The 25,225-nt window shown below is 42.4% G+C and carries 19 protein-coding genes; 11 read left to right on the top strand and 8 right to left on the bottom strand.

What is annotated here, in order from left to right; translation table 11 throughout:
• Window positions 1–1,056: 1,056 nt before the first annotated feature.
• From PP178_RS02950 to PP178_RS02935, 4 genes are read left to right on the top strand one after another with little or no spacing between them, the layout of a single operon-like run.
• On the top strand, window positions 1,057–2,490 hold the full coding sequence (locus PP178_RS02950; protein ID WP_272592815.1) for a C1 family peptidase: 1,434 nt from the start codon (window positions 1,057–1,059) through the stop codon (window positions 2,488–2,490).
• A 4-nt stretch (window positions 2,491–2,494) separates the two neighbouring features.
• Complete coding sequence (locus PP178_RS02945) at window positions 2,495–2,983, top strand: hypothetical protein (RefSeq protein ID WP_272592814.1); 489 nt, start codon at window positions 2,495–2,497, stop codon at window positions 2,981–2,983.
• Between the two features lie 53 nt (window positions 2,984–3,036).
• On the top strand, window positions 3,037–3,840 hold the full coding sequence (locus PP178_RS02940) for a hypothetical protein (protein ID WP_272592813.1): 804 nt from the start codon (window positions 3,037–3,039) through the stop codon (window positions 3,838–3,840).
• Window positions 3,841–3,875: 35 nt separating this feature from the next.
• On the top strand, window positions 3,876–5,057 hold the full coding sequence (locus tag PP178_RS02935; RefSeq protein ID WP_272592812.1) for a CHASE2 domain-containing protein: 1,182 nt from the start codon (window positions 3,876–3,878) through the stop codon (window positions 5,055–5,057).
• On the opposite strand, the gene PP178_RS02930 is transcribed toward PP178_RS02935, so the two are convergent.
• Entirely contained in the window at window positions 5,058–6,104 is a 1,047-nt protein-coding gene (locus PP178_RS02930; protein WP_272592811.1) for a hypothetical protein, read from the bottom strand.
• A gap of 346 nt (window positions 6,105–6,450) precedes the next feature.
• A complete protein-coding gene (locus PP178_RS02925; protein ID WP_272592810.1) occupies window positions 6,451–6,657 on the bottom strand; it encodes a hypothetical protein in 207 nt (68 codons plus the stop codon).
• A gap of 296 nt (window positions 6,658–6,953) precedes the next feature.
• Here PP178_RS02925 and PP178_RS02920 point away from each other — a divergent pair, with 296 nt between their 5' ends.
• Window positions 6,954–7,316, top strand: a complete 363-nt coding sequence (locus PP178_RS02920; protein WP_272592809.1) for an endonuclease domain-containing protein — start codon at window positions 6,954–6,956, stop codon at window positions 7,314–7,316.
• A 329-nt stretch (window positions 7,317–7,645) separates the two neighbouring features.
• On the opposite strand, the gene PP178_RS02915 is transcribed toward PP178_RS02920, so the two are convergent.
• Window positions 7,646–9,019 (bottom strand): mercuric reductase, encoded by a 1,374-nt coding sequence (locus PP178_RS02915; RefSeq protein WP_272592808.1) that lies wholly within the window; start codon window positions 9,017–9,019, stop codon window positions 7,646–7,648.
• An 886-nt stretch (window positions 9,020–9,905) separates the two neighbouring features.
• Between PP178_RS02915 and PP178_RS02910 the strand changes: the two genes are divergently transcribed.
• Window positions 9,906–11,039, top strand: a complete 1,134-nt coding sequence (locus tag PP178_RS02910) for a serine hydrolase domain-containing protein (RefSeq protein ID WP_272592807.1) — start codon at window positions 9,906–9,908, stop codon at window positions 11,037–11,039.
• A gap of 89 nt (window positions 11,040–11,128) precedes the next feature.
• Here PP178_RS02910 and PP178_RS02905 read toward each other — a convergent pair whose 3' ends face one another.
• Complete coding sequence (locus PP178_RS02905; protein ID WP_272592806.1) at window positions 11,129–13,273, bottom strand: fibronectin type III domain-containing protein; 2,145 nt, start codon at window positions 13,271–13,273, stop codon at window positions 11,129–11,131.
• 789 nt (window positions 13,274–14,062) lie between these two features.
• Here PP178_RS02905 and PP178_RS02900 point away from each other — a divergent pair.
• Together PP178_RS02900 and PP178_RS02895 are read left to right on the top strand one after the other, a co-directional pair.
• On the top strand, window positions 14,063–15,199 hold the full coding sequence (locus PP178_RS02900) for a serine hydrolase domain-containing protein (protein WP_272592805.1): 1,137 nt from the start codon (window positions 14,063–14,065) through the stop codon (window positions 15,197–15,199).
• Between the two features lie 396 nt (window positions 15,200–15,595).
• On the top strand, window positions 15,596–17,386 hold the full coding sequence (locus tag PP178_RS02895; protein WP_272592804.1) for a serine hydrolase: 1,791 nt from the start codon (window positions 15,596–15,598) through the stop codon (window positions 17,384–17,386).
• An 850-nt stretch (window positions 17,387–18,236) separates the two neighbouring features.
• Here PP178_RS02895 and PP178_RS02890 read toward each other — a convergent pair.
• Window positions 18,237–18,968: an SGNH/GDSL hydrolase family protein gene (locus PP178_RS02890; protein ID WP_272592803.1), complete on the bottom strand. Its 732-nt coding sequence runs from the start codon at window positions 18,966–18,968 to the stop codon at window positions 18,237–18,239.
• Between the two features lie 808 nt (window positions 18,969–19,776).
• On the opposite strand from PP178_RS02890, the gene PP178_RS02885 reads away from it, so the two are divergent.
• Genes PP178_RS02885 through PP178_RS02875 form a run of 3 tightly spaced genes read left to right on the top strand, consistent with a single transcriptional unit; the run spans window position 19,777 to window position 21,508 of the window.
• The gene (locus PP178_RS02885) at window positions 19,777–20,328 is read left to right on the top strand and encodes a DUF488 domain-containing protein (protein WP_272592802.1); all 552 of its coding nucleotides are present in this window, start codon (window positions 19,777–19,779) and stop codon (window positions 20,326–20,328) included.
• Entirely contained in the window at window positions 20,328–20,804 is a 477-nt protein-coding gene (locus tag PP178_RS02880; protein ID WP_272592801.1) for a DUF488 domain-containing protein, read from the top strand. The genes PP178_RS02885 and PP178_RS02880 overlap by 1 nt, the downstream gene beginning before the upstream one ends.
• Complete coding sequence (locus PP178_RS02875) at window positions 20,804–21,508, top strand: dual OB domain-containing protein (protein ID WP_272592800.1); 705 nt, start codon at window positions 20,804–20,806, stop codon at window positions 21,506–21,508. The genes PP178_RS02880 and PP178_RS02875 overlap by 1 nt, the downstream gene beginning before the upstream one ends.
• Before the next feature lie 11 nt (window positions 21,509–21,519).
• Here the strand turns inward: PP178_RS02875 and PP178_RS02870 are convergent, their stop codons facing one another.
• From PP178_RS02870 to PP178_RS02860, 3 genes are all read right to left on the bottom strand, one after another.
• Window positions 21,520–22,203 carry a hypothetical protein gene (locus PP178_RS02870; protein WP_272592799.1) on the bottom strand — a complete coding sequence of 228 codons (684 nt, stop codon included), beginning with the start codon at window positions 22,201–22,203 and terminating at the stop codon, window positions 21,520–21,522.
• 74 nt (window positions 22,204–22,277) lie between these two features.
• Window positions 22,278–24,089, bottom strand: a complete 1,812-nt coding sequence (locus PP178_RS02865; RefSeq protein WP_272592798.1) for a hypothetical protein — start codon at window positions 24,087–24,089, stop codon at window positions 22,278–22,280.
• Window positions 24,090–24,098: 9 nt separating this feature from the next.
• A complete protein-coding gene (locus tag PP178_RS02860; RefSeq protein ID WP_272592797.1) occupies window positions 24,099–25,223 on the bottom strand; it encodes an AAA family ATPase in 1,125 nt (374 codons plus the stop codon).
• Window positions 25,224–25,225: the final 2 nt, after the last annotated feature.

The raw sequence follows: 25,225 nt of genomic DNA, 5'->3' as shown, positions 1-25,225 counted from the left end.
AGGTTCGAGCGGGCGGGTTGGCGGCCTGCCCGAATAAGCCGCAAGGCTTGGGCGGGGTCGCTATTTGAGGATGGGGATACCCCCTTCCAAGGGGAGAAGAGCTACTACGAATACAATGAGTAGTAGCGAGGGGGATGTTGTACAAGTTCGAGGTTCGATGTTCGAGCCCTTCGACTTCCCGCCCGTACCGGACGGTACGTTCCTGCCCGGACTGGGTCCATTCAGGCGGGCGGGCGCTCAGGGCAAGGTTCGAGGTCTACTTGCTCGCAGCTCCTCCCTTTATTTAAATGGAGGTGTCTCCCGGGGAGTGGGAGACGGAGGGTTTATTTGGCCGCCTTGCAGGCGAGGGACAGAAAGGGTTATAATTACCCACGAGTATCGAACCCCAAACATCAAACCTCAAACGGCCCTTTAGGGCCCGGCCCTCACCCCCGCCCGAACGTGCCGTTCGGTACGGGCGGGCCAGCCCTGCGTCTTCCTCTCGTTCTCTACGTTCACTCGTCGGAGACGGAGAGGGAACTACTCTGTAAGGTGATTAGGAATGCAGCTCCTCCCTTTAGTTAAAGGGGGGTGTCTCCCGGGTACCGGGAGACGGAGGGTTTGAATTGACAGTTTATGTCTTAACTGGAAAGTTTCACTCTAAGAAGCCACCTTCGGCGACTTGAGATTTAACTCCAGAAAGCTGTTGGAGCTCTACAGGTTCTGCTGAACAACAAGTATTTTCTAAGAATCTACAGGTGAAGTGAGATTAGGTTGCTGTAAACTGGATCTCCAGCCATAAGATCTTTATGATAATTGCATTACTCTTCTCGTTTTGTTAGTCACACGAAGTAATAATGAATGTTGTCTGAAAATGAGTAGCAGATTGGTTTGAAGAATGTTAGAAATTCTAAGGAATAAACAGTTTTGTTGACATTAGGATGAGCTGGAGATAATTGCAAAATTCTAATTTATCCCATGTAAATTACACAATAAGAGATGATTATATTCTATTTTTTTTGTGAAAATAGTTTAGAATTTACTAATTTGTTAAAGATAACTTAAAAAAACCGCCTGATGAAAGCCATTATTTCCCTATTAGTTGTCATCTTTTCAATTAACAATGCCCTTGGCCAAAAACCGACAGGCCTTCTGTTTGATGATGAAGCATACGCATCAACACCTATGAAAGCGAGAAACCTTGCCTTTCAAGATGTCGTGTCCGATATACCTATGGCATCTTTAAAAGCTTTTGTTCCTGAGATTAGAGATCAAGGGGGTTACGGCACCTGTGTAGGATGGTCCAGTGCATATTATGGTAGAACTATGATTAATGCGCGACAGAAAAACTTAAAGGATAAAGCTCGGATTTCTGAGAATACATTCGCTCCAGTATTTGTGTATTTAAACGCCAATAGGGATGACGATTATAATTGCCAGGGAGGCGCTTATATTGATAAAGCACTTAAGGTAATGGTTGACGAAGGGACACCATATTTGCGAGACTATGATGTTATGTGCGACACGGCAATTCCAGATAGTATAAAACTCAAAGCCCAGGAAAATCGCTTACGTGATTATGTACGGCTTTTTCAGATGGACGAAAGTGATGAGGTAAAATTGGAATCCGTTAAACGATCACTGACTAATGGGAATCCTGTAATTATTGGATTTAAGGTAGAAAACTCCTTCTATAGCGCTAGCAATGTATTTGAACCTGATTCTTTAGGTATAACTGGTGGGCATGCAATGTGTGTGGTGGGTTATGATGATGAAAAATATGGAGGTGCTTTTGAAATCGTGAACAGTTGGGGAAACGAATGGGGGAATGACGGGTTTATCTGGGTACGCTATCCTGACTTTATCAACTACACTCCCTATGCATATGAGATGATACCTCCGGTTGCTCCGGAAAAAAAAGAAACTAAGAAGCTTGCCGGAAAGTTAGATTTAAGGTTGAGGGATGGTACGACCATGGATGTCGATAAACTTTCTGGGGATTATGGTGAGAGTGTTTTGGGATTTCAAGATGTTGTGGCCGATAGCATTCCACAGAGCATTGGTGATTACCGAACTGAAGGAATCTTCCCTATTAATACAAGGTACCGGATGTATGCTAATGTTAGTACACCTTCTTATGTATATGTGATTGGAGCAGATAAAGACACAGTAAACCTGCTTTTTCCAAATAAAAAGAATATAAGTCCCTTCATAAGTGAAGAAAATACATCAGTTGTAGTTCCAAAGGAAAATTATTATTTCCGGTTAAACAAGATGGTGCCCTCTGATTACACTATAGTAATTTTTTCACTCGAACAAATTGATATCGATGCTGCCATAGAAAAGCTGCAAAATTTGCAAGGCACATTAACTGATAGGTTATACATAACCTTCAAGGATCAGCTGATCCCTAGAGAGGAAATATTATTACAGGATGATCAAATGGGGTTTAAAGCAGAGTTTGTAAAAGGCAGTATGGCTTTGATGGTATTAGATATTCGTAGGAGTTGATATTATGAAAAACTCATCTTATTTCCTGATTTTAATATTATGCATGCTTTCTTGCCAATGCTTGGATTGGGGTACAATTGAGGTTGACCAGGAGGTTGGTGATGGAACACCCAGACAGCTGATCAATTTTCTTAATTCTGATAAATATGAAGTGCTCAGTGCTTCTCCTGAGGTACATAAGTTTCATATTACACCTACACTAATTGAAGGCACTACAAACGAGTTTTCTAATAAACTTTCGTCAGCTAATCAGCCAGAAAAGACTACGATAAAACGGATGCTGAACATGCTAAATCAAGATAGTTCATACGACTGGGAAGATTCTTTTACAAATGGGTTTATTCCCCATACTCAATTTGTACTTACTAAGGGAACCCAAAGATTAATAATTCTAATGAATGAGGATTACTCGGTATTAAGTTTTATTAATTTAGAAGGGCAACAACTTATCAGGACAACCGAAAGGTTTAGAAAATTCATGAAGAATTCTTGAGAAGCTCAAATTTGGCACATAAGGAAGTTTAATCGCTGGTGTGAATATTTATTATGGGGAAAATAAATCTTGTTTTTATTCTAACAACTGTAATAGCCATATTGAGTACAGTTGAAAGTTTTAGCCAAACTGCTTATTGTGTTCTCAAAGCTCGGGGCGAGCCTGTAATAAATCAGAATAGCCCGGTGTTTAAAGGAGCTTTAGTTTCACCAGGAGATACTTTAGAATTAAAGGAAGAAGATTATGTTTTGTTAGTTGGTCCTGAGGGAAATATTTATGAAATACAAAAATCTGAAGTATATGTTTATTCTGATTTAAGGCAATACCGTCTTGAAACTCCTGAGGAGTCTTTTATGCGAAAATATTTTTCTTACTTATGGAAACAATTCACAGAACAGGATAAAGTAAAAGACCATATTGGAGTAGTGTATAGGGAAGGTATGACCCCCTTGCTACTTTCACCTGCGAACAAGGTTAATATGTTTGTTCCTGAGATCGAGTTTTCCTGGGTAATTCCTGAAAAAACAACGATGAATTATTTTTTTCTGGAAAATCTGCAATCTGGTCAACTTTTCAAATTTGGAATCACCGGAAATTCATTATTACTCTATGTGGATGGTATATTTCTACAGAAAGGCTCATCATTTCAATGGGGGGTAGCGTCAGATCCATTCCCAAATTTAAAAAAGCTGAAATATCACAGTTTTAAGCTGCTTAATGCACAGGAATTTGAAGAACTAAAATCACAACTCTACGCGTTAAGTGAATATCTTAAAGCATTAGGCTACTCTGATGAAGAGATTAGCGAAACTCTTTGTACAGATTTTAAATATTGTTTCCAAGGCAATCTTAAGTAAAATAATCACTCATACATTGTTCGATTTGAAACACAATGGGAAAAAAAGATAAAAGGCTGTTACTATTTAGGGATGCATTTTTTAACACCATATTAGCGTTTATCTCAATAGGTTTATTGGGGTTGATCTTTTTTAATATCAATTTTTTCAACCCGCTTGTGAATGCTTTGAAGGATTTTAGTTTTTTAGATGTATACTATTCTGAAGAAATGGGCAAACTTGATCAGCTTGAGAACGATATAATATTAGTTAATGTCGCTCAAGAAGATCGTGGAGCGATTGCCAATCTACTCAATCAATTACTAGAGGCTGATCCGAAAGTTATAGGGGTGGATGTAATTTTTCATGAGGTCAAGGAATTTCAGTCTGATTCTATATTGGCAAAAGTTCTTGCGGATTCAAGGATTGTGAACTCTTTGGTGATTCAGGATGGAAAACTCCTTCAAAATCATCCAGTTTTTAGGACTAATGGATCTCAAGGGTATGTAAATTTTGATTTTGGCACTGACATGAATGTTGTCAGGGAGTTTGAAGGATTGAAAGAGGTAGACGGGGCAAAGTACAGTTCTTTTGCATTTGAAATATTTAAAAAGGTTGCAGAGGGAAATTCCCGAAAAATTGAATCTATAGGTAATAAACTAAATGATTCAAGAGTGATACGCTATTATGGGAATTATAATAGCTTTTTAGCCTTTGATTTTCATGAAATAAATAATCTTGAGAATTACAATTTTGTAAAAGATAAAATTGTGCTCGTGGGCTATCTTGGAACCCCAATCGGCAATCGATTTGACGTTGAGGATAAACATTTCACCCCGCTAAATAGCATTACCGCCGGTAAAAGTATTCCTGATATGCATGGATTAGTGATTCATGCAAATATATTGGCGATGTTATTAAAGAATCAGTTTATGTATCAAGTTTCATTCTGGCTGATTCTCGCTATTACATTTGTATTGAGCGTTCTAGGTAGTGCTTTATTTATGTATCTCGATAATAGGTTGGATATCAGTTACAGAACCGTTCGAAAAGTGATCATCTTTTTATATTCTATAATTATGGTTGGGATTACACTATGGCTATTTAAAAATGGGATTGTACTTAAATCAGCCCCTATATTGGCAATATCAATAACTGTATTTGGATTCATTAAATACTACCGACATTTAGTACGTTATATCAATAAAAGAAGACCCATTCGGTCTTACATGGTATAGTTACTTAGATCTGGCCACCTGTATTATGTTTCTTTTGAAACGCTTTTCATTTTCAATAATTTCATAGAAATCTTCTAAATATTTTAAAGTTTCTCTATACTCCTGTGGATGTTCAAAATAAATTTTATGATCTTGAACTATTTGTATTAGTTGGCTCTTAGACTTAAGGAACTCTAAACGGACCTTCTCGAACAACTGGGGATTTCTCTTAAATCCACGATAACGACGTTCTTTTACAGTTTTAATATTTATTTCTTCCCCAGGAATTTCCGAAACTACTGCATAACTGGCATTTACAAATCCAGACATATCAAAGTCGTAAGGTACAGGAATAGTATTTTTGTTATGAAAGAGCAATTTCTGATTATGTTTGTATGCTGTAGAATAATCGGTATTGCCAATCATATAATGAAATATAGCGTTTCGAATAGCCGTCAATGATTCTTGTTCTAATGGATGTACAAATCTTTCAAGAACCCGGCAATCTAATCTTTTGGCCAAGTTTTTATGATGTTCTATAAAAAATCCTGCTAGTTTATGATGCTTTGTTTTTTTTCTTCTAATTTCCTCATATTCTAGGGAAATAAGTCGAGTCTTAAAATGGTAAGGTGATATATGCTCATATAGTTTGTAGGCAAGATATTCTTTAATGACGTTATCATTCGCATCCTTTTCCTGCTTACATGGCAGTACCAACTTTAAATGAGTAGAGCTTTTAAAAACATTATTTAATTCTCTAATTTTTAATTTTATGGGAGTAAAATAACAATTAAGTCTTCTATATTTACCCCTTGCTCTAATTTTGGCATTCAGCTTCTTCCAGCCTCGTTCTTCATCCTGGTAAAAGATTTTTATAGGTAGATATTTCCGTGTCTTTAAATTTTTTATAAGCCTATTAGAATAGCTTAATTTAACTCGCATAGGGGTTGTCTGGGTGAATAAGGGGGTAATCAGATTACTGTCAGGCTGAACTTGTGTAAATCCAACTTTTATGGACAGAAAAATCCAAATAACGGAAAGGATACATGTATGGCCTTTTATCGTCATCTAAAGTCTCAAAATTTGGTAAATACTTTTAAGTATTGTCCTTTAAGGGAGGAAATTTAATTCTTATGCACGTGGGGAGACTTTTTATAACTCCTATAAGATAATAAAAATATAGAAAATAAATTAAGAAATTATGCAATTATAGACCGATGCTAACTTGGACCTGTAATTACCTTAGTAAAGTACAAGTGCGTCTAGAGTAAAAATGATCTTTGTCATGACCAGAAAAGAATGCCGTCTTATCAAATTATGATTATTTGATTTAGCAGAATTGACTGGATTGTGGATTTTAATCCAATATATAGTATTGAAATTCTAATAAAGATAATAGAAAATAATACTAAGATTATGACCTAACCTTAGGTGCCTTTAAATTGAGATCCAGCAGGTTTACGTCCTCATCAGAGACAAAGTTATAGTAGCCAAAGAATTCAAACCCGTGTTTTTTGACTACTTTCATCAGGTCGCGGATCAGCATTTCACGTTCGTGGTGTTCAATAGGTTTATCGTTCTTCTTGTAGTAAAATCCATTGATCTTAAGGTTCTTCTCCATCTGAGATTTGGGGGTTCAGTATGTTAGTAATCACCCGTTTTACGGGGCTTGATGGTCTGGTCGCGGCATTACGGGTGGTTAGTCCGGCTCAAATTAATACCGCTGCATTTTAAAACGACAACAGCCAGATCATATTGCCGCCATTTATCATTTCTCGATGAATGACAAAGGGGGTGTATTTTGTCGATTTTTCACAGTTAATTTGTAAGGATCTGATAATCAGAAGTAATATTAAAGTGGTTATAGGATGTTTAGTGCTACTTACTTGCAGGAGCGATGCTTAATTTCCTATCGTAATGAAAAATAAGCTGATTCCATATAATCCGATCTTGAAAAGATATGCAAGAGAACTACGAAAGAACAGTACTATTCCTGAAATTATATTGTGGAAACATCTCAAGAAGAAAGCACTAGGTGTAGAATTCCATAGGCAAGTTCCACTATTGGATTATATTGTTGATTTCTATTGCCATGAAATCAGGCTGGTCATAGAGATTGATGGGAGTATTCATGATCAGACTTTCGAATACGATTCGAAACGAACCAAACGACTTTCAAATTATGGCATTCAAATCATCCGTTTTAGTAACCAAGAGATAAAGCAAGAAATGTTCAGTGTATTGTTGAGCATTGAACAAGTGATACAAAAGCTGAGGTGAGGGATTCCCCCTTTGAAGGGGGCAGCCTTGGTTTACCAAGGCGGGGGATGTTTTTAAGAAGTTCCGTCAGGGCCTTCAATGTAATCTTGACCGATTCATGAACATCCCCCTCCAATCCTTTCGCAGGCAGCACGAGGTATGCTTTACTATAACTGGAAGTACATCCCCCTCCGATCCTTTCGCTTTTCGCGAAAGAATCTCCTCCCCCTTCCAAGGGGGAGTTCTCCATCAAACTTCCTCCAACCCTTCCAATAAGGTCGGTAATAACTCACTCACCGTCGGGTGAATCTGCCCCCCTTCGCTAAAGCTTCGGAGGACGAGCCCCAGAACTATTCCGGAGCTTTTAGACCTTCTAATAATGTGGGTAATAGTTCACTAACCGTCGGATGAATTTGCACTGAATCCCGCAGCACCTTATAGGAGGCCCCGGCGTACATCAGGTTGGTGATGCCCTGTATCACTTCGTCGCCCCCGGTGCCGAGAATGCTGGCACCCAGGATCTTTTCAGTATCGGCGTCCACGATCACCCGCATCAGCCCGCGGGTCTCGCCTTTTTCCTTGGCGCGGGCCACCTTGCTCATGGGGCGGGTGTTGGTTAAAATCTTCTTGCCTGACTCCTTAGCCTGGGTCAGGGTCATCCCCACTCGGCCGAGGGGCGGGTCAACGAAGAGCCCGTAGGTAGTGATCCGGTCCGACAGCCTGCGTTGGCCATCGCCGAAGAGCTGGTCCTGTACGATCTGGAAATCGTTGTAGGCAGTATGGGTAAAGGCCCCTTCCCCGTTGCAGTCGCCCAGGGCATAGATGCCCTCCACATTGGTCTCCAGGGTATCATTTACAGTGATAAATCCACGCTCATCCGTTTTTACACCTGTCTTCTCCAGGTTCAGCAGATCCCCATTGGGGTTGCGGCCAATGGCCAGCAGTACGTGGGAACCGGTCACCTTGGGTGCGCCCGAATCGCAATTCACGGTCACCTCCACCTGCCCGTTCTCCAGCCGTTTTGCCCCCATACAGGTGGCGTTGAGCCGGAAGTTCACCCCATCCGCTTCCAGGGCCTCCTGTATGGCTTCTGATACATCTTCGTCTTCCTTGTCAATGATGCGGCTGCCGCGTTCCACGATGGTCACCTTGCTGCCGAAACGGGCGAACATCTGTCCGAATTCGAGCCCGATATACCCACCCCCGACCACCACCAGGTGTTCCGGGAGCTCGGTCAGCTCCAGGAGGGATTTGTTGGTCAGTGGCCCGGCTGTGGCATAGGCTCCAGGGATGCGGGGGCGTCCCCCCACATTGATAAAGATGCGGTCTGCAGTAAGGGTCTCCCCGTTTACAAACACTTCCTTGTTGCCTGTAAAGCGGACTTCCCCCCAGTAGGCGGTGATCTTGTTGTTCTTCTTAATGCCGTCTTTGATCCCGTCTACAGAACCCGTGATGAGCGAATCCTTCCGGGCTTTGATATTGTGCAGGTTGGCAGTGGCGCCTTCCGGGATGTAGATGCCCAGCTCGTCCCCGTGCTTGCTGTCCCAGATCCGCCTGGCGCTGGCCACGTAGGCCTTGGTAGGGGTGCAACCGGTATTCAGGCAGGTGCCGCCATAGTGTTCCTTTTCTATAAAGGCCACGGACTGGCCTTTGGAGGCCAGGGTAAAGGCCAATGGGGTACCGGCTTGTCCGGAACCAATTATGATATTATCGAATTTTTTCATTGAGTTGCCGTTTTTATTCGGGGCTTCTTAAAGATAAGGATTATGAGAAGCCTTCTTAATGCTATTGCTAATTTGAAGAGTCAATTTGATTTTATGTTGATACTTTTTTGCATTGATCAAAAAAGTATCCAACCCGCCCGAACGTGCCGTTCGGTACGGGCGGGAAAACGCTAGGCTGCATTTTTACTCATGGCACTTCTATTTAGTCTGAGGTATTCGTGAATGCAAAGCATTTCATCTTTGAAATCTATGCCTTCGGGTTCAGCGCTGTCCGATACCTGTAACAATAGCTACCACTTAATATCAGCAATTATCCCTTCTCTCTTCCCGGACAGCTTTTTAGAACCCTCAGGACTTGATTTGCTACGGATAGAAAATGATGCCAGTTCCCCATTATAAAGCTTTTCGGAAGCTACTTCCAGAGGAACCATTTAATAGCCAGATGTATGAGGCTTAATTTCGGGAATTCCCCCTGTCAAGGAGGGCAGAGCTACTTCGAATAACATGAGCAGGAGTGAGGGGGATGTTTTGCTAGTTCGAGATTTGATGCCTACCTCCTGCAGGTAAATTCGAAGTTCGAGGTCATAGGCTGTCACCTCGAGTGGAGTCGAGAGGTGATTCCAAAGGCCGATTTCAGATGAGTTCTCGCCTGAAATTGTTCAGCGTAAATTAGAATGGTCTTGAAACAGTTCTCGACTCCGCTCGAACTGACAGAATAGAGTTACAGCCAAGGTGTAGACGAAAGACTCGAACTAACACTTCATTATAGACCCCAAACCCCAAACCCTGCCCTGAGCGTAGTCGAAGGGCCCAAACTGCAAACCGCAAACCGCAAACCAAAATTCAATATCTTTAATACATCCCTCCCCCCTCTAAAACCAAACCGATGAAAAAACTACTACCCCTACTACTACTGCTGGTCATCGCATCCTGCCAACAAGACAACAAGAAAAAACAAGTACAAGAACAAGAACGGTTGGCGGCCCTGGAGATCCGGCTGGATTCGCTGTTTGGAACGGTCATCCAACCGGGGGAACCCGGGGCGGCGCTGATGGTTGCCTATGACGGGGAACTGCTGCTCGGAAAGGGTTACGGGCTACGGAACCTGGAGACCGAAGAACCTATCACTATGAACACCAATATGCGGATGGGATCGGTGAGTAAGCAGTTCACCGCCCTGGCCGTGCTTGCCCTGGTAGACCAGGGGAAACTCTCGCTCAGCGATACGGTCTATTCCATCTATCCCTTCGAGATTTTTAAAAATGTGACCATTGAACAATTAGTGTATCACACCAGCGGGCTGGCGGATGCCGAAGAAGCATTTTTCAGCGAGTGGGACAGCACAAAGATTGCAGAGAACAAGGATGTGGTGGCCTACTATGAAAAGAATCCACCCTCGCCATTAACACCCGGAACCGAGTGGCAATACAACAACGGCACTTACGAACTGCTGGCGGCCATCGTGGAAAAGGTGAGCGGGCAGGATTTTGCGGCATTTGCCGAGGAGCACGTTTTCGAAAAGGCGGGGATGAACCGCACCCATTTCTTTAACCTGGCGCGGCCTATCGAGATCAAGAAACGCGCTTTTTGTTATGAAAAGGACAGCCTTGGGCAGTGGCAAAAAGTGGACGGGCATTTTCTGAATGGCCTGCTCGGGGCAGGGGGGATGTATACCAGTGTGCAGGATTATTTTTCCTACACCCAGGCACTGCGGGAGAAGCGCATTTTTTCGCCGGGAACGCATGCCCTGATCTTCCAGCTCGACAGCCTTCCTATTCCCACAGACCAAACAGACATCAAGTTCTTGGAAGGCAAGACTGCGTATTACGCCAAAGGCTGGGAGATTGCCGGGAACATCGCGGTCCATGGCGGCGATTGGTTTGGCGTAAACACCTTCGTGATCCACGAGCTAGAACGACCTTTGGATATTGCGATTTTTATGAATAATGATAGGTTATTCAACAGTAGCCTTATCGGGAATACCTACGAGCTGGTTCAGGAGTATCTTGAGGAGGAATAGTTGGCGGTTCGCAATTGCCTGCCGGCCTGTCCGACCGGCACCTGCCCAACTATGCAATACAGGATTCAAAAGTTCATAATCCCTCCAGTCTAAGGCCGGCAATTACCGGCTTGTACATCAGCCAAAGTAGGGTTATAGGCATTGGAGCTGGCGTTGAACGATTTGGTGAACGCATTATTGAGGGCCGCCTGCAGCGCGCAGAAGTCGTTCAATCCAGTATTGTTAATAATAGTGACATTCCCTGATATTTCCTCCAAGTCCTGAAATCCATCCAGGGTGGACAGGGCGCCCATCCGTGTGATATACATGCCATGGCATGTGCGAATGTTTCCAAATCCCCCTAGATTGTCCAAAACAGTATTATTGCTTAAAGTAAGCCCTCCCGGAAGTGCCTCGAGTCCGTGCAAGGCAGTAATCGAGTGCAGCTTGTAATTATTTCCGATATACAGGTCGCCCCCCAGCTGTACAAGGGCTTGCAGACCGTCAAAATTCAATAGGTTGCTATTGTCGGCAATCACAAGTCTCCCGCCCACGGATTCCAGCTGCTTCAATCCTGAAAGGGAGGTGATTTGGTCATTGGCCGTAATTTCCAGGTTTCCTGAAACGGCACCTAATTTTCCAAGCCCTGATAAATTGGTTAATTGTGGGTGGTCCGAAATCTCCAGGCTGCCTCCTACCTGTACCAAGGCCTCCAACCCCTGTAGGGAGCTTAATGATGAATTATTATGGATAAGCAGGTCGCCGGTTGATAGCAGGTTATTCAGGCCTTCTAAATTCTCTAAACCGGGATTGTTCCCGATTTCTATAGGTCGGGAAAGTGCGCTTAGGCCTTGTAGTCCATCCAGGTTCTTTAAATTCTGATTCCAGCTTACCCTGATCTCACCGTTAAGCTCGGAGAGGGAAGCCAGGGCTTTGAAATCCGTTAGTTGGTCCAGTTGGTAGGTAACAAGGTTACCGGCTATCTTAGTCACATTTTGCAAACCCTGTAGCGAAACCAGTTGGGTATTCGCCTCCAATGTCAAGTTTCCATAGATTTCGGTAATGCCCTGAAGCCCTTCTATACTTACTAAAGCTGCATTAAATCCAATATGAATATCACCTCCTATATAGGTGATCCCGGAGAGTGCATTGACCTGTACCAGGGAAGTTCCATCCAGGTAAAAACGATCTTGTATACGCAGCAGCGACTCTAAACCATCAAGATGTGCCAGGCTGTTGTTCCGGTTGATGATTAAAGATCCCAGCTCGGTTAGGGCTGATAGGGCCGTGAGGTCGGATAACTGGTGGTTCCATCGCAAGACCATGGAACCCTGAACACTCCGCAGCTTACCCAGGCCTTCAAAATTTTTCAGGGAGGTATTGTTGCTGATTATCAGGTCACCTCCTATCTGTCTCAGGTCTGAAAGTGGTCCCAAATCCCTTATGGAAGACTCGGTTCCCCAGTCATAGCCGATAAAGAGATTTCCCGTGATCGTCGTATAGCCTGACATCCCGAAAACATTTACTTCATCCTGAGTTTGCAGGACCACATCCCCTTCAAAAGCCACCTGCTCTGTAAGGGTGGTAAATTCTATGGATTCGCTATAGGAGGTCGTATCGGCATTGACCGCATAAGCTCGTAAATAGTAGGTAGTACCAGGGGTTAAACCGGTTATTGTTTCCTCAAAGATGCCGGGTCCTTCCCCGCTTTGCAGGCTATCATCGTCCAGGGTAGGGCTGGGAGAAGTACTCCAGCAAAATCCACGGGCAGATACTTCGCTGTTTCCTTCTTCGGTGATCTCTCCCTTAGCTGTTACTTCGGTTTCGTAGACCTTAGAAAGTCCGGTCGTCGCTACACTTGCGGCTGCATTTAAGGTTTTAAACTCCTTTACCGTTCCATAGCCGGTACCTTCGCTATTGACGGCGTAGGCGCGTGCAAAATAGACCGTGTTGGTTTCCAAACCTTCCAGGGCGAGCTTGAACTCTTTAGCAGCTGATGGGGTTGCCTGGTAATTATCAGTACGCTTAGGATCCGGTTCCAGTCCGTAACATACCCCGGTTTCGGTGATCTCTGCCCCGCCGTCGCTTTGGACAGTGCCACCGATCATGACCGAATAATAACTGGTTTCACTTACTTCGGAAGTACTAATGGTGGGCGAATCCTTAGTCGTTACGGGTTCCTGTGGGGCATTATCCTTGGAGCAGGAAATAAAACAAAACACCAGAAGTGCGCCTAGGGAAGCGGTGTATTTCATGGTAAGGTTTGGTCGGTTAGAACAACAATAACGAATTTTTTCTCAGTAAAACCAAATTTTCTAACGATGAGCTGTTGCCCTCACCAAGGTTTCGGGATAGGTTTCCCCGTAGTTCTACGCCTACCTTGCCGGATAAGAAGCGAATTAATCAGAATTCGATGTAACCAAGAAACACTATTAATCGTTTTTTCATTGAATTGCATTTCAGCCAAGCTGCGATGCATGGTATGAGTCTGGCCCAAAGAAACGAAGCAAAGGAAGGGCCTTCCTTGCCTTTTACTCGCACATGTTCAATTTCATAGGAGCTCGTGAATCTTCGATTTCTATATGTATTTTTGCTGCGCAAAACCGGCACACAAACTTGGCCAAAAATGGCTTAGTCATTTTCGAGTAGCATTCCAAGTTTGCTTAGCCTATACTGAAGAAAAGGCATTCCCTAGCTTAACGATTTCACAATGGCATCATGTTCTTTTCGTCGCAATTCCGGCCCCCGAAGCTATCTGGGATGCAGAGGTGTTTTGCCAATACGTGCCTCTCTTTTATTTCTGAAGCTGTTATTTTTTGTCAGTAAATTTTAGACCAGAAACCCCGAACCCCAAACTCCAAACCCCCGAACTGCAAACCCCAAACCCTGCCCTGAGCGCCCGCCCGTACCGAACGGCACATTCGGGCGGGTAGTCGAAGGGCCCAAACTGCAAACCGCCAACCCTGCCTGCCGGCAGGCAGGCGCAAACCGCAAACCAAAATTCAATATCTTTAATACATCCCTCCCCCTCTAATAACAAACCGATGAAAAAACTACTATCCCTACTACTACTGCTGGTCATCGCATCCTGCCAACAAGACAGCAAGAAAAAACAAGTACAAGAACAAGAACTGCTGGCGGCTTTGGAGATCCGGCTGGATTCAATTTTTGCGCAAGTCGTTCAGCCGGGCGAACCGGGGGCGGCGCTGATGGTTGCCTATGACGGGGAAATCCTGGTGGGGAAGGGCTACGGCTTGCGAGACCTGGAGCGCAAAGAACCCATCAATATGAACACCAATATGCGGATGGGGTCGGTCAGTAAGCAGTTTACGGCCCTGGCGGTCCTGGCATTGGTAGACCAGGGGAAACTCTCGCTCAGCGATACGGTCTATTCCATCTATCCCTTTGAGATTTTTAAAAATGTGACCATTGAGCAATTAGTGCATCACACCAGCGGGCTGGCGGATGCCGAAGATGCATTTTTCAGCGAGTGGGACAGCACAAAGATTGCAGAGAATAAGGATGTGGTGGCCTATTATGAAAAGAATCCACCCTCGCCATTAACACCCGGAACCGAGTGGCAATACAACAACGGCACTTACGAACTGCTGGCGGCCATCGTGGAAAAGGTGAGCGGGCAGGATTTTGCCGCATTTGCCGAGGAGCACATCTTTAAAAAGGCAGGGATGAACCGCACCCATTTCTTTAACCTGGCACGGCCCATCGAGATCAAGAAACGCGCTTTTTGTTATGAAAAGGACAGCCTTGGGCAGTGGCAAAAGGTAGATGGACATTTCCTGTACGGTCTATTAGGAGCAGGGGGAATGTACACCAGCATCAGCGACTATTTTGCCTATACCCAGGCGCTGCGAAATAGGAAAATCTTTTCCCCGGAGACCCACGATTTGATCTTCCAGGCAGACAATATTCCCATCCCAGGGTCCGAAACGGATATAAAATTCTTTGCAGGGACAACTGCACATTATGCCAAGGGCTGGGAAGTGGCCGGTGATCTCGCCTTACATGGGGGCCGAGCATTTGGTGCAAACACCTTCGTGATCCACCACCGGGAACGGTCGTTGGATATTGCGATTTTTATGAATAATGACCGGTTGTTCGGGAGTAGTTTGATCGAAGATACTTACCGGGTGGTGATGGAGTATCTTGAGGAGAAGGATTAGTATGGTAGTTCGAGGTTCGAGGTTTGAGGTTCGAGGTAAGGAGAGCGGCTATAAATCATTTTGGGCAATTCATCAAAAAGTCATAACCATAAAAGGGATCCTCATCCGCTGTCTTATTAGGGCAACCTTAGCGGTATAGATTAAAAGTTCTATTCTGGGCTCCTGAATATAGATTTTTTTGTATATTCCGGGAAATTAGAAGGTTACCCCCGACTTCTGCTACACCAACGGGCCATAATGGAATTCACTTCTTATAAGTTGCAACCTTCTTTTTCTGAAGAATTTCATGAACATTCAATTCCACCGGTCACTCCAGATCATTCGAAAGTAAACAGGCGTTGTCCTTTCTTTATAACTCATTCTCTCCACCCGCTATAAATCTTTTAAATCAGACATATGAAATTAGCTGTACTATGCTTGGGATTATTTTTATTTCTTCAGAATGGAAACGCACAGGCAGATCCTCGACTCAAGAACCTGGATAAGGAATTCAAAAAAATTCTGGAGGTGACTAAAACCCCTGGTTTTAGTGTAGCTGTGGTAGAAAAGGATAAAGTCATCCTCTCAGGGGGATATGGCTACAGGGATGTCGAAAAGAAAATTCCGGTAGACCAGAACACCCTTTTTGCCATTGGATCCTGCAGTAAGGCGTTTACCGGGGCGTTGCTTGGATTATTGAGACAGGAAGGCAAACTTGATTTTGATGATAATCCCAGGGATTATATCCCGGAATTGCGGTTCTACAATTCGGAATTGAACAATAATGTCACCATCAAGGACCTGATGACACACCAGACTGGAATTCCGAGACATGATCTCGCCTGGTATTTGTTTCCCACTCAAAGCAAGGATAGCCTGATCCAACGGATTCAATACTTAGAGCCTTTCACAGGACTGCGGCAAAAATGGCATTATAATAATTTTATGTACCTGGTCCAGGGGGTGATTGCTGAACGAATCACCGGGAAAAGTTGGGAGCAGAATATACAGGAGCGTTTCTTTGATCCTTTGGAAATGACGCGATCCAACCTGACCATAGGAGCATTAAAGGAGTCTGAAAACACAGCGGTAGGCTACGAGTTGGTGCAGGACAGTATTTTTCGCCCTGTGCCCTATTATGATATCGCGGCTATGGGCCCGGCAGGCAGTATTAATAGTAGCGCAAGAGAGATGACCCAATGGTTGCTGACCTGGGTAAATAAGGGGAAGCACCGCGGCAAGCAGCTGATCCCTGAGAATTACGTGACGGAGGCCATGAGTTCCCATGCGGTATCCGGAAGTGGAATGCCAAGTAGTGAGAGTCCTTATATTCATAATAATACGTATGGATATGGGTGGGGAATCAGTTCATACCGCGGGCATTACAGGGTGGGTCATAGTGGAGGTATAGATGGGTTTAACGCATATGTCGCCTTATATCCCACGGATAGCATAGGAATAGTAATACTGGCTAACCGACCAGGCACCATGGCCTTACCGATGGTAAGAAACCTTATTGCAGACCGCATGTTACAGCTGGATAAAATAGATTGGATAAGTAAAATACTGAAGAATTCCGGCGCGGATGATGAAGCAGAGGAGGAAACACCGAAAGAAATAGCAGGAACCATCGCAGGCCCTACCCATGATCTGGCGGACTATACGGGGACCTTTCACCACCCTGGTTACGGGGGAATAAAGGTATCGGTCAGATCTGATTCTTTGATCCTTAAAACTCCTCATGGATCCTCTTACCTTAAACCCCAGCATTATGACGTATTTCAGCCTATACCATTCTTAAATAATAAGCCAGATACCGTAAACATAGTCCCATTTAAAACGAGTTTTTCCATGAATGAAACGGGGGAGATAGCTTCAGTAAAGATGAAACTGGAGCGGACCCTGGACCAGCCTATAGAATTCACCCGGGAATATGAAACTGTGGAAATTCCACTAGCTACCCTACAAGTCTACGAAGGCTCGTATGAGCTCCCAGGTATTGCTGTCAGGATATTTCTTAAGGGGGATGGTTTGGTAATGTTTGTTCCCGGTCAGAGGGAGTACGACCTTATCCCATTAGACCAAGAGAGGTTCGCTATCGGTGCAGAAGAAGGATTTTTCGCAGAATTCGTCTCCGATGATAACGGCACCATAAAACAGCTAAGGGTTATCCAGCCTAATGGAACTTTTATTGCAAAGCGGAAATAGTCGTTTCAGGGTGCTCTACACGCTTACAAACCCTCCCTTTACCGCAACTGCCGGATTACCGGATAGGGAGTTCAATTTTCAAATAATGGACAACCGGCATCATTTTCTTTTCGTTGCAGTTCTGGTCCCAGAAGCTGTCCGGGAAGCGGGGAAGGCTAGAAACTACTTTCTATGTATAGGATATTTTTGCCGGTATCGGACAGCGCAGACCTGAGAAGTGCAGAAAAGAAAATGCAGCCTAGAGTTTTCCCTCTTATTCCGAACGGAACGTTCCTGGCCAGACTAATTCGTTTGCGCGGGCGGGTTTATCTGCTTACCCTAACTTCTACCCTGCGTTTTCCTCTCTGCCCTAATAGCATGTTTTTTGAATACAGGTGTAATGAATCTTACATTTCATTTTCTTTGCTCGTCCAAAGAAAACGAAACAAAAGAAAAGACGCCTTTTCACTAGGTGTTTTTTGAAACCTTCGTTTCAAAAACCGCTCAATCGGCCTAAATTTTCTCCAAGGCTTCAAAAATTCTTAACGGCCTCTTTCACTACAGCCACGGAAAAGGGTACCCTACAATTCATCCTCTGTCAAAAACGGCATCATTTTATATCCGTAGTAAATCAAGTCCTGAGGGTTCCCGGAAGCTGTCCGGGAAGAGGGGAAGGTTAGAAACTCCTTTCTATGTATAAGATATTTTTGCCGGTATCGGACAGCGCAGACCGCGAGACCGTAGAAATGCAGAAAAGAAAATGCAGCCTAGCGTTTTCCCGCCCGTACCGAACGGTACGTTCGGGCGGGTTGGATACTTTTTTGGGCAATGCAAAAAAGTAGGAATATGAAACCGCGTACGAAGTACAAAATCAATCCTTAATCTTATCCAACGCAATAGGAAGTAGCCTTTCAACAAACCTCCCATACGCCTCTTTAGAGGGATGCAACCCATCACTAGCTACCAGGCTGGGATTATCCAGCCCTTCCCGGGTAATATCCGTGATGTTCAGAAAGGTTACCTGGTACTGCTGCGCCACTTGTGCGGCATAAGCGTTATAGGCATCCAGTTCGGTAGAGATTCGTTCCGGATCCGAAGTGTTTTGCCCGTAGGGGGTAAACGCATAATCCGGGATGGAGAGCACGATGACATTGGCGACATCCCCTTGGGCGAATTGAATAGCCTTTTGTAAGAGAGTTTCAAACTCGGACTCGTAGAGGGAAAAATCCTTCCCCTGGAACTGGTTATTGACTCCAATGAGGAGGGTCACCATGTCATAATTGGTGTCGGGGTCTTCCTGCTCAATGGCGGTTAGCAATTGGGTGGTCGTCCACCCGGTACGGGCAATAATTTTTAGGTCCAGAGCGGTGAAATTCCGTTCTTCTTTGATCGCCTCGGTTAGTTGTGCCGGAAAGCTGCAGGCATCGCAGACGCTTTCACCAATAGTATAGGAATCACCCAAGGCCAGGTAGCGGATGTCGGCAGTTGTGGTGTTTTCATCGCTTCCGCGATCACCCCCGTGCTCCGAAGCGCGCTGCGTAGGAGCAGGGGTGGAGCAGGAAAAGAAACATAGAAGAATCAGGAATGGACAGTATGATTTCAAAATAATTTTTTGACTAAGATAGAAGATTGTTTATGAGTTAAATATCCTGAAACCTGCAGGAATTGACACTATCTGCCAGGGTGTACTACCTATTAGATTAACCAGAAAAGGGGTAACCATAATCAGGCATGCTCAAACTGCGAACCCGCCCGAATGTGCCGTTCGGTACGGGCAATCTGCGAACTGCGAACCGCGCGTTCCGCGTAGGAGCAGGAGTGGAGCAGGAGAGGGGAGTATTAAGAAGTAGAAGGTAGCGTAGAAATTTCACAGAAAGTTTTGTGACTAAGATAGCGGATTGTTTGCTAGCTACTTATCCGGAATCTTGCAAGAATTGACGCCATCTACCAGGGCCCGCTGCACACCCGATTTACTAAGGGTCCGGACCAGGTGAATATGGCAAAGTTGGTACGGACCAATTGGGTGCGGACGGTGGCGTGGTCTTTAAGAGTGGTGATCCATATACTCACTATTGGCCGAAGTTTCATAGGTACTTAGCAAATCAATAAAGATTAGACACCAAACTTAAAAATATTAACCGCCAGCTGAATACTACTAAGTTCACCTTTCAACTAGCAACATCGTGTTTCAATTGTTTAAGGCATTTCTAAATCAGGAAAAAAAATTGTAGGCCAAGCTGTATAAAAACTTCATACTGCTACATTTATTTTCACCTTTTGTCTATATGGTAATTCGGCGAATAATAAATAAATTTGAATAGGATAAATAATAAGTTCTCAAATTAGTTTGTTCTCCCCTTGATCAGGTTTTTTAATATTCAACTATTGCGATTATATTCGTATAACCAAAGATGAAAGATACAACGCTATATTCCATTGGGCATGGCAATAAGAAAATTGAAGATTTCATACATGAACTTCAAAATTTCTCGATTGATTTTCTTCTTGATGTGCGTTCTAAACCATTCTCAAAATGGAATCCGCAATTCAATCAGAGTGAACTTCAAGCGTCGTTGAAGAGCGTTGGGGTTACCTACGTATTTGTGGGTGATCAATTGGGGGGATTACCGGAAGATCGAAGCTGTTACGATTCTGAGGGGAAAGTTGTTTACGATTTGATAAAGAAAAAACAATTCTTTAAACAAGGGTTAAAGAGATTACTAACAGCAAATCAGAAGGGGATCAAAATAGCCGTGATGTGTAGTGAATCCAAACCAGAGGAATGTCATCGCAGTAAATTAATAGGTCAGGAATTATTGAGCCATAATATTTCGATGAATCATATCACAAAGAATTACCAACTCAAATCACAAGAGTTGGTAATGAATGAACTTACTAAAGGAAAAGGAACTACAGACCTTTTTGGAAATCAAACCGACTTTACTTCACGAAAATCTTATTGATGAACTTTTATACTATAGGCGTGTACAATTCCTCTGCGGAGGATTTTTTTTGGAAATTAATAGAGAATAATATCGATACCTTCGTGGATATTCGACAGCGGAGAGGTGTGCGGGGCGCTCAATATGCTTTTGTGAATAGCAATAAACTCCAAACCAAATTGCAAGAATTAAATATTAATTATGAACATGTCATTGACCTTGCCCCAACGAAAGAAATAAGACAATTACAGAAAGATGCTGATGCAATGGCAGGTGATCAGAAACGGTCTCGGAAACAATTAGGAAAGATCTTTACCATAGCCTACAAAAATAGAGTTTTGCAGAAATATAATTTCGATCAGTTTATTGATAAACTTGATGAAATTGGCGCAAATAATGTAGTCCTTTTTTGTGTGGAAGAAGAACCCGAAGCTTGCCATCGCTCCATAGTTGGAAGTAAATTAAACCAGTTGGGATTTCAAATTTCACATCTCTAATGAAAGTAATAATAATAGCAAAAACACGGATGTCCAATGCAGCCTGTGTAGGGGGTGTATTATGGAACGGTCAAATGGTTCGCCTTTTAAACGAACAAGGTTATAATCAACCAATCAACACGGAATTAAATGTAGGCGATATATATGAAATAAATTATGAGCCTGTAGCTCATTGTATCCCGCCACATGTTGAAGATATAAGAGCTCAAAATTTTAGGTTCATTCAGAATTGTCCTGCGCCAGTTTTGGAAAAGTATTTAAGAGATAAAGCAAAGAAAAGAACATACTTTGGACATCCAAACCAACTCTTTGAAGGATTATTGCAGTGGACCGGCGCTGGAAGTGGCTACATTTCTAAGAGCCATGGTTTGCCAGAAAGAAGCGTAGGGTTCTGGATTCCAGATAAGGATTTAATCCGAAACGATTATGATCAAAAAGTTCGATATGAATATTCCAGCAGATGTGCTTATACCGTGGGAGCTATACCAAGATATATTATCTCATATGTAGGTTATCAAAGTCCAATAGACATAATTCCTGCAGGCACTATAGTACGTGTCTCTCTTGCGAGATGGTGGTCTCCTAACGGTGAAGAAGAACGCTGTTATCTTCAGTTATCTGGTTGGTATGGGGAGCATGAAAAGCCCTGTTGTACCAGTAATTCTAACTCTGAGGATGACGATGACGACGACTTACCTTTTTAAATGCTAAAATATTAGAATTGAGAGCAGAATTCTCTGAAATTACAGGGATAAGGTGACTCACATTGAGCTCCCATTTCCTTATCCGGAATCTCTTTTTGCTGGAGGATGGACTTATAGTTTTCCAAGAGTTCAGATATATTCAGTTCAAGATTTTTGAGTTCTTCCCGAACTTCTCTAATAATATATTCTCCTTCTGAACTTCGATACACTATATGAAAAGAATTAATTTTATCTCCCAGCGCCTTTTGAAGTACATAATTTTGAATGGCCAAATCCTCCCAAACTACTTGGGTTAATTCTGTATGCAGCTTAACTTCAAAAATGTCATAACTATTATTTTGATTTTTTTTTAAAACATCCACCATTACCATAACTTCATCTTCAATAAAGGTGGCCTCGAAAAGTATACCCTTGTCATGCTTTATAAGATATTCCTCTGTATACCCTTTATAGTACTTGAAATTCTTTCCTAAAACCTTTGTTATATCGACCTGTTGACCAAAAAATTCCGAGCGAAACTTTGCTTCAAATTTCCGGCCTCTATTAAATAATTCTTGCTGTTCTGCCGTCGGAGGTGTACCCTCATTCCAGTGATGCTTATTGAGGTATAAAGCCTTAACACATTGGTTTCCCTTCAGAAAAGTAGACTTTGAGAGTTTCCAGTTAGTTGGTTGTATATTGTTTTTATTAAGCATGTTGAATGTAAATACTACTTTAAAATTCTCTATATACCAATTTAATTAAGCAATGTCTACCACGCTTGGGAAATTTAAGCAGGAGCTGAATTCAAGAACATATAATTCTCTATACCGTCTTCTGTAATAAAATATTCCGTATTAATTTGGAGCAACCAAGCAGCTTTCTCCTCGTCAAAATTTTCGTCGATCACTTCTAGTTGATTAATCTTGTAGCTGCCGAGTAAGTGTTTAAGATTTCTTTTTATTTCCAAATCTTTTTGAACACTCTCATTTTTAACCAAAAGGTCTATTGGAATCCCTGCAAATATTGTTTGGAACTGCTGAGTCCATTTTCTTTTCTCCAAATCAAAATCAGTAGTCTGCAACTCTTCTGCCTCGGAATGACGAAGCCATACCATTATGATACGTTCTATCTTATGATCCTTTATAGCATTGAGGACCTCAGAGTATATGTTTATTAATTCTCCTTTAAAATTACTTTCAGAAAGAAACCCCACTAAAACGCGCTTAGACTTATTAATTAGTTTATCCAATGGCTGAGCATTAATCTTCTTCTTTTTTAAAGTATTGAGTAGTGGAGAGTCTGGATAGCAATAATAGGTCACCCTTGCCTGGTCAGATACCTCCTTCAGATGAATGCTGCCATTTTTAATAAAACATGTATTAGCATGCTTAAAAAGTGAATCGTGTTCTGAACGTACCTCAAACCCAAGGGATGACAGTCCTGGCTTCCAAAGTTTGGAACAGAATAGTGACACTATTTTTTCTTTTTCAACTAAATCAGGCGATGACTTAGATCCTTCTCTGAGTTGAAGATATTCACTTACCTGCTCTTTAATCTCAAAATCCATATCTACTATGGGTATTGCCGAAAATTCATTTTCATTAGCTTCAGATTCCATTAAAGAATACAATTCATGATCGATTTTTAATACTTCCGTACGGAGCGAATTTATAGGGTGGATGTAAGTAAGTCTATCTTCGTAAAGGGAGCGGAAAAAAACCGCCCATAATATTCCTAGCCCCCAGGGTTTGCCGGTCCATTTATTATAAATCGCTTGGACATTGTTTAGAAAACTATCATAAGGATATTCTTCTACAGTTGTTATGGCGATATAATAACCCAGAAATAAATCAATCGCTTCAGCAACTAATTCCGGAGGGTTGGTTAATGCTATCTTGATGTCGTTTATAGCCATAACATCTAGAAATTGCTTTAACCAATCACTAATTTTATGTATTTCTTCTTTTGAATATTCTCCTCCCCCTAGCTGAATCGCTTGTTCTTTAAAGAACTTTCCAAACCAGGCATAGCGATAGAAATAATTAGGCTTTACAACCGGGAGATCCAATGAAGGGAATTGATTGCTTTTCACTAAAGCGATAATTAAATTTCTATGTAGGGGTCTCCAATTTAACAAATGCTGATACCAGTCAGGAAAATTCTTTTTGTAATCGATATTGTCTAGTGCTAGTCTGTAAAGCTGTGTCACCGCATTATTTATTTTGCCATAATGCTCAGTAATTACATCTTTTTCTCCTTCTGCTATAGAAAGAGCTAATGAAGGTGCGTTTGAACTTTCGTTTACCTCCACATCTCGGACTTTTACATCTTTAAAGCTTAACAAACCCTTGGGTATACAGTAATGTTGAGTAAAGAGAGTCTCTTCTTTTTCAGGAATTTCATACAGGAGAACAGCGTTTCTGAAAATGATAAGATTACCTTTATTTTCTAAAGAACTGCCTGGTAGAAATTTTATTTTTATGCTCCATTCTTTCTGTCGCTTGGCCACATTGACACGATGAAGGGGTACAATTAATATTTTTTGAAAGGACAGAAATTCAGCTTCCTGAAGACTAATGTAAAGTTCTGAGTTGGTCATATACAGCAATTAGAAAAGATCATCAATATCAAAATCGGATGGATTTACCTCCTTTTCAACTTTTAGATTTTTCAATTCGGGAATGGTATCGGGGGTATTTATTAAGTAAAGATTAGAGTTTGTTCTGGTTAGGCTTACATAAATAACATCATTCAGTCTTCCTTCAGATCGTAAGCCCTTAACAAGAGAATTATGTTGACTAAAGCCGTAAATGATCACATGCTCAAACTCCAGTCCCTTGGCGCTAAAACTTGTAATTAACAGAGGTGTATTAGATTGGAAATCATGGTCTCTTAAATCCTTATTCCTGATATAATAATTATGCTCCACGCCTTTTTGTTTTAATGCGTTGGAAAGTTCTTGAAGAACTTGTTTGTCCGGACAAATTATTCCTATTCGCTGTCTATTTTGCTTAAGGCTGTCTAGTATTTCAGAAACGGTATCAACTTTTCTAGAGGCTTGAACATCGAGGATTTTTGGCTGTTGTGCAGAGGTTTTAGTAACCTGGCCCTCTAAATTCCCTTTTTTTCGTGAAAAGGCATTTGCAAGCTTCGCGATATTTTTATGAAAACGAAAAATTTCAGATAGCTGGGCTTCCATTCCGTTTCCAACCACCTGACCACGATCTAACTTAGTTTCATAGACGCCTTGGTTAAAATCTCCCAAAGAAGTTATGCGATGAGAAAGTTTTTGCACTAGCTTCCATTCATCAGGTCGCAAATCCTGTACCTCGTCTACCACTGTAATATCATATTGCTTGGTTAAATCTATTCTATTTAACTGCTGTAGTATTTGACCGTACTTTCGATCATAAGGTTCGTCCCATTCGTAACGCACGCCGTGATATTTACCAAGATCCCAGAAAAATTTATCCTTAGTGGCAATGGTTATATTATCAGTAATATCTAGGGCTTCCATCGCTGTTTTTAAATACCCGTAAAGACTGTGATTGTACATCAGCAGCAAAGGGCGTATACTCGTTTCTTGGATAATATCTCGGAGTGTGTAAAGACTGATAAGTGTCTTCCCAGATCCCGGAGGACCTTCTACAAACAGATTTTGCTTTTCCCTGGAAATTCTACGGATGATGCTTTTCTGGTCTGGTGATAGTTGATTATAGGGTACTAGGAACATAA

The organism is Zeaxanthinibacter sp. PT1 (genome assembly GCF_028464225.1).
Classification (GTDB): domain Bacteria; phylum Bacteroidota; class Bacteroidia; order Flavobacteriales; family Flavobacteriaceae; genus Zeaxanthinibacter.
Note: the sequence above shows the minus strand (reverse complement) of the source record. Positions and strands in the feature narration are given on the sequence as shown.

Excerpts from the sequence above, each read along its gene's own strand:
- PP178_RS02950 (WP_272592815.1), top strand. The coding sequence starts at position 1,057 with ATGAAAGCCATTATTTCCCTATTAGTTGTCATCTTTTCAATTAACAAT.
- PP178_RS02945 (WP_272592814.1), top strand. The coding sequence starts at position 2,495 with ATGAAAAACTCATCTTATTTCCTGATTTTAATATTATGCATGCTTTCT.
- PP178_RS02940 (WP_272592813.1), top strand. The coding sequence starts at position 3,037 with ATGGGGAAAATAAATCTTGTTTTTATTCTAACAACTGTAATAGCCATA.
- PP178_RS02935 (WP_272592812.1), top strand. The coding sequence starts at position 3,876 with ATGGGAAAAAAAGATAAAAGGCTGTTACTATTTAGGGATGCATTTTTT.
- PP178_RS02930 (WP_272592811.1), bottom strand. The coding sequence starts at position 6,104 with ATGACGATAAAAGGCCATACATGTATCCTTTCCGTTATTTGGATTTTT.
- PP178_RS02925 (WP_272592810.1), bottom strand. The coding sequence starts at position 6,657 with ATGGAGAAGAACCTTAAGATCAATGGATTTTACTACAAGAAGAACGAT.
- PP178_RS02920 (WP_272592809.1), top strand. The coding sequence starts at position 6,954 with ATGAAAAATAAGCTGATTCCATATAATCCGATCTTGAAAAGATATGCA.
- PP178_RS02915 (WP_272592808.1), bottom strand. The coding sequence starts at position 9,019 with ATGAAAAAATTCGATAATATCATAATTGGTTCCGGACAAGCCGGTACC.
- PP178_RS02910 (WP_272592807.1), top strand. The coding sequence starts at position 9,906 with ATGAAAAAACTACTACCCCTACTACTACTGCTGGTCATCGCATCCTGC.
- PP178_RS02905 (WP_272592806.1), bottom strand. The coding sequence starts at position 13,273 with ATGAAATACACCGCTTCCCTAGGCGCACTTCTGGTGTTTTGTTTTATT.
- PP178_RS02900 (WP_272592805.1), top strand. The coding sequence starts at position 14,063 with ATGAAAAAACTACTATCCCTACTACTACTGCTGGTCATCGCATCCTGC.
- PP178_RS02895 (WP_272592804.1), top strand. The coding sequence starts at position 15,596 with ATGAAATTAGCTGTACTATGCTTGGGATTATTTTTATTTCTTCAGAAT.
- PP178_RS02885 (WP_272592802.1), top strand. The coding sequence starts at position 19,777 with ATGAAAGATACAACGCTATATTCCATTGGGCATGGCAATAAGAAAATT.
- PP178_RS02880 (WP_272592801.1), top strand. The coding sequence starts at position 20,328 with ATGAACTTTTATACTATAGGCGTGTACAATTCCTCTGCGGAGGATTTT.
- PP178_RS02875 (WP_272592800.1), top strand. The coding sequence starts at position 20,804 with ATGAAAGTAATAATAATAGCAAAAACACGGATGTCCAATGCAGCCTGT.
- PP178_RS02870 (WP_272592799.1), bottom strand. The coding sequence starts at position 22,203 with ATGCTTAATAAAAACAATATACAACCAACTAACTGGAAACTCTCAAAG.
- PP178_RS02865 (WP_272592798.1), bottom strand. The coding sequence starts at position 24,089 with ATGACCAACTCAGAACTTTACATTAGTCTTCAGGAAGCTGAATTTCTG.
- PP178_RS02860 (WP_272592797.1), bottom strand. The coding sequence starts at position 25,223 with ATGTTCCTAGTACCCTATAATCAACTATCACCAGACCAGAAAAGCATC.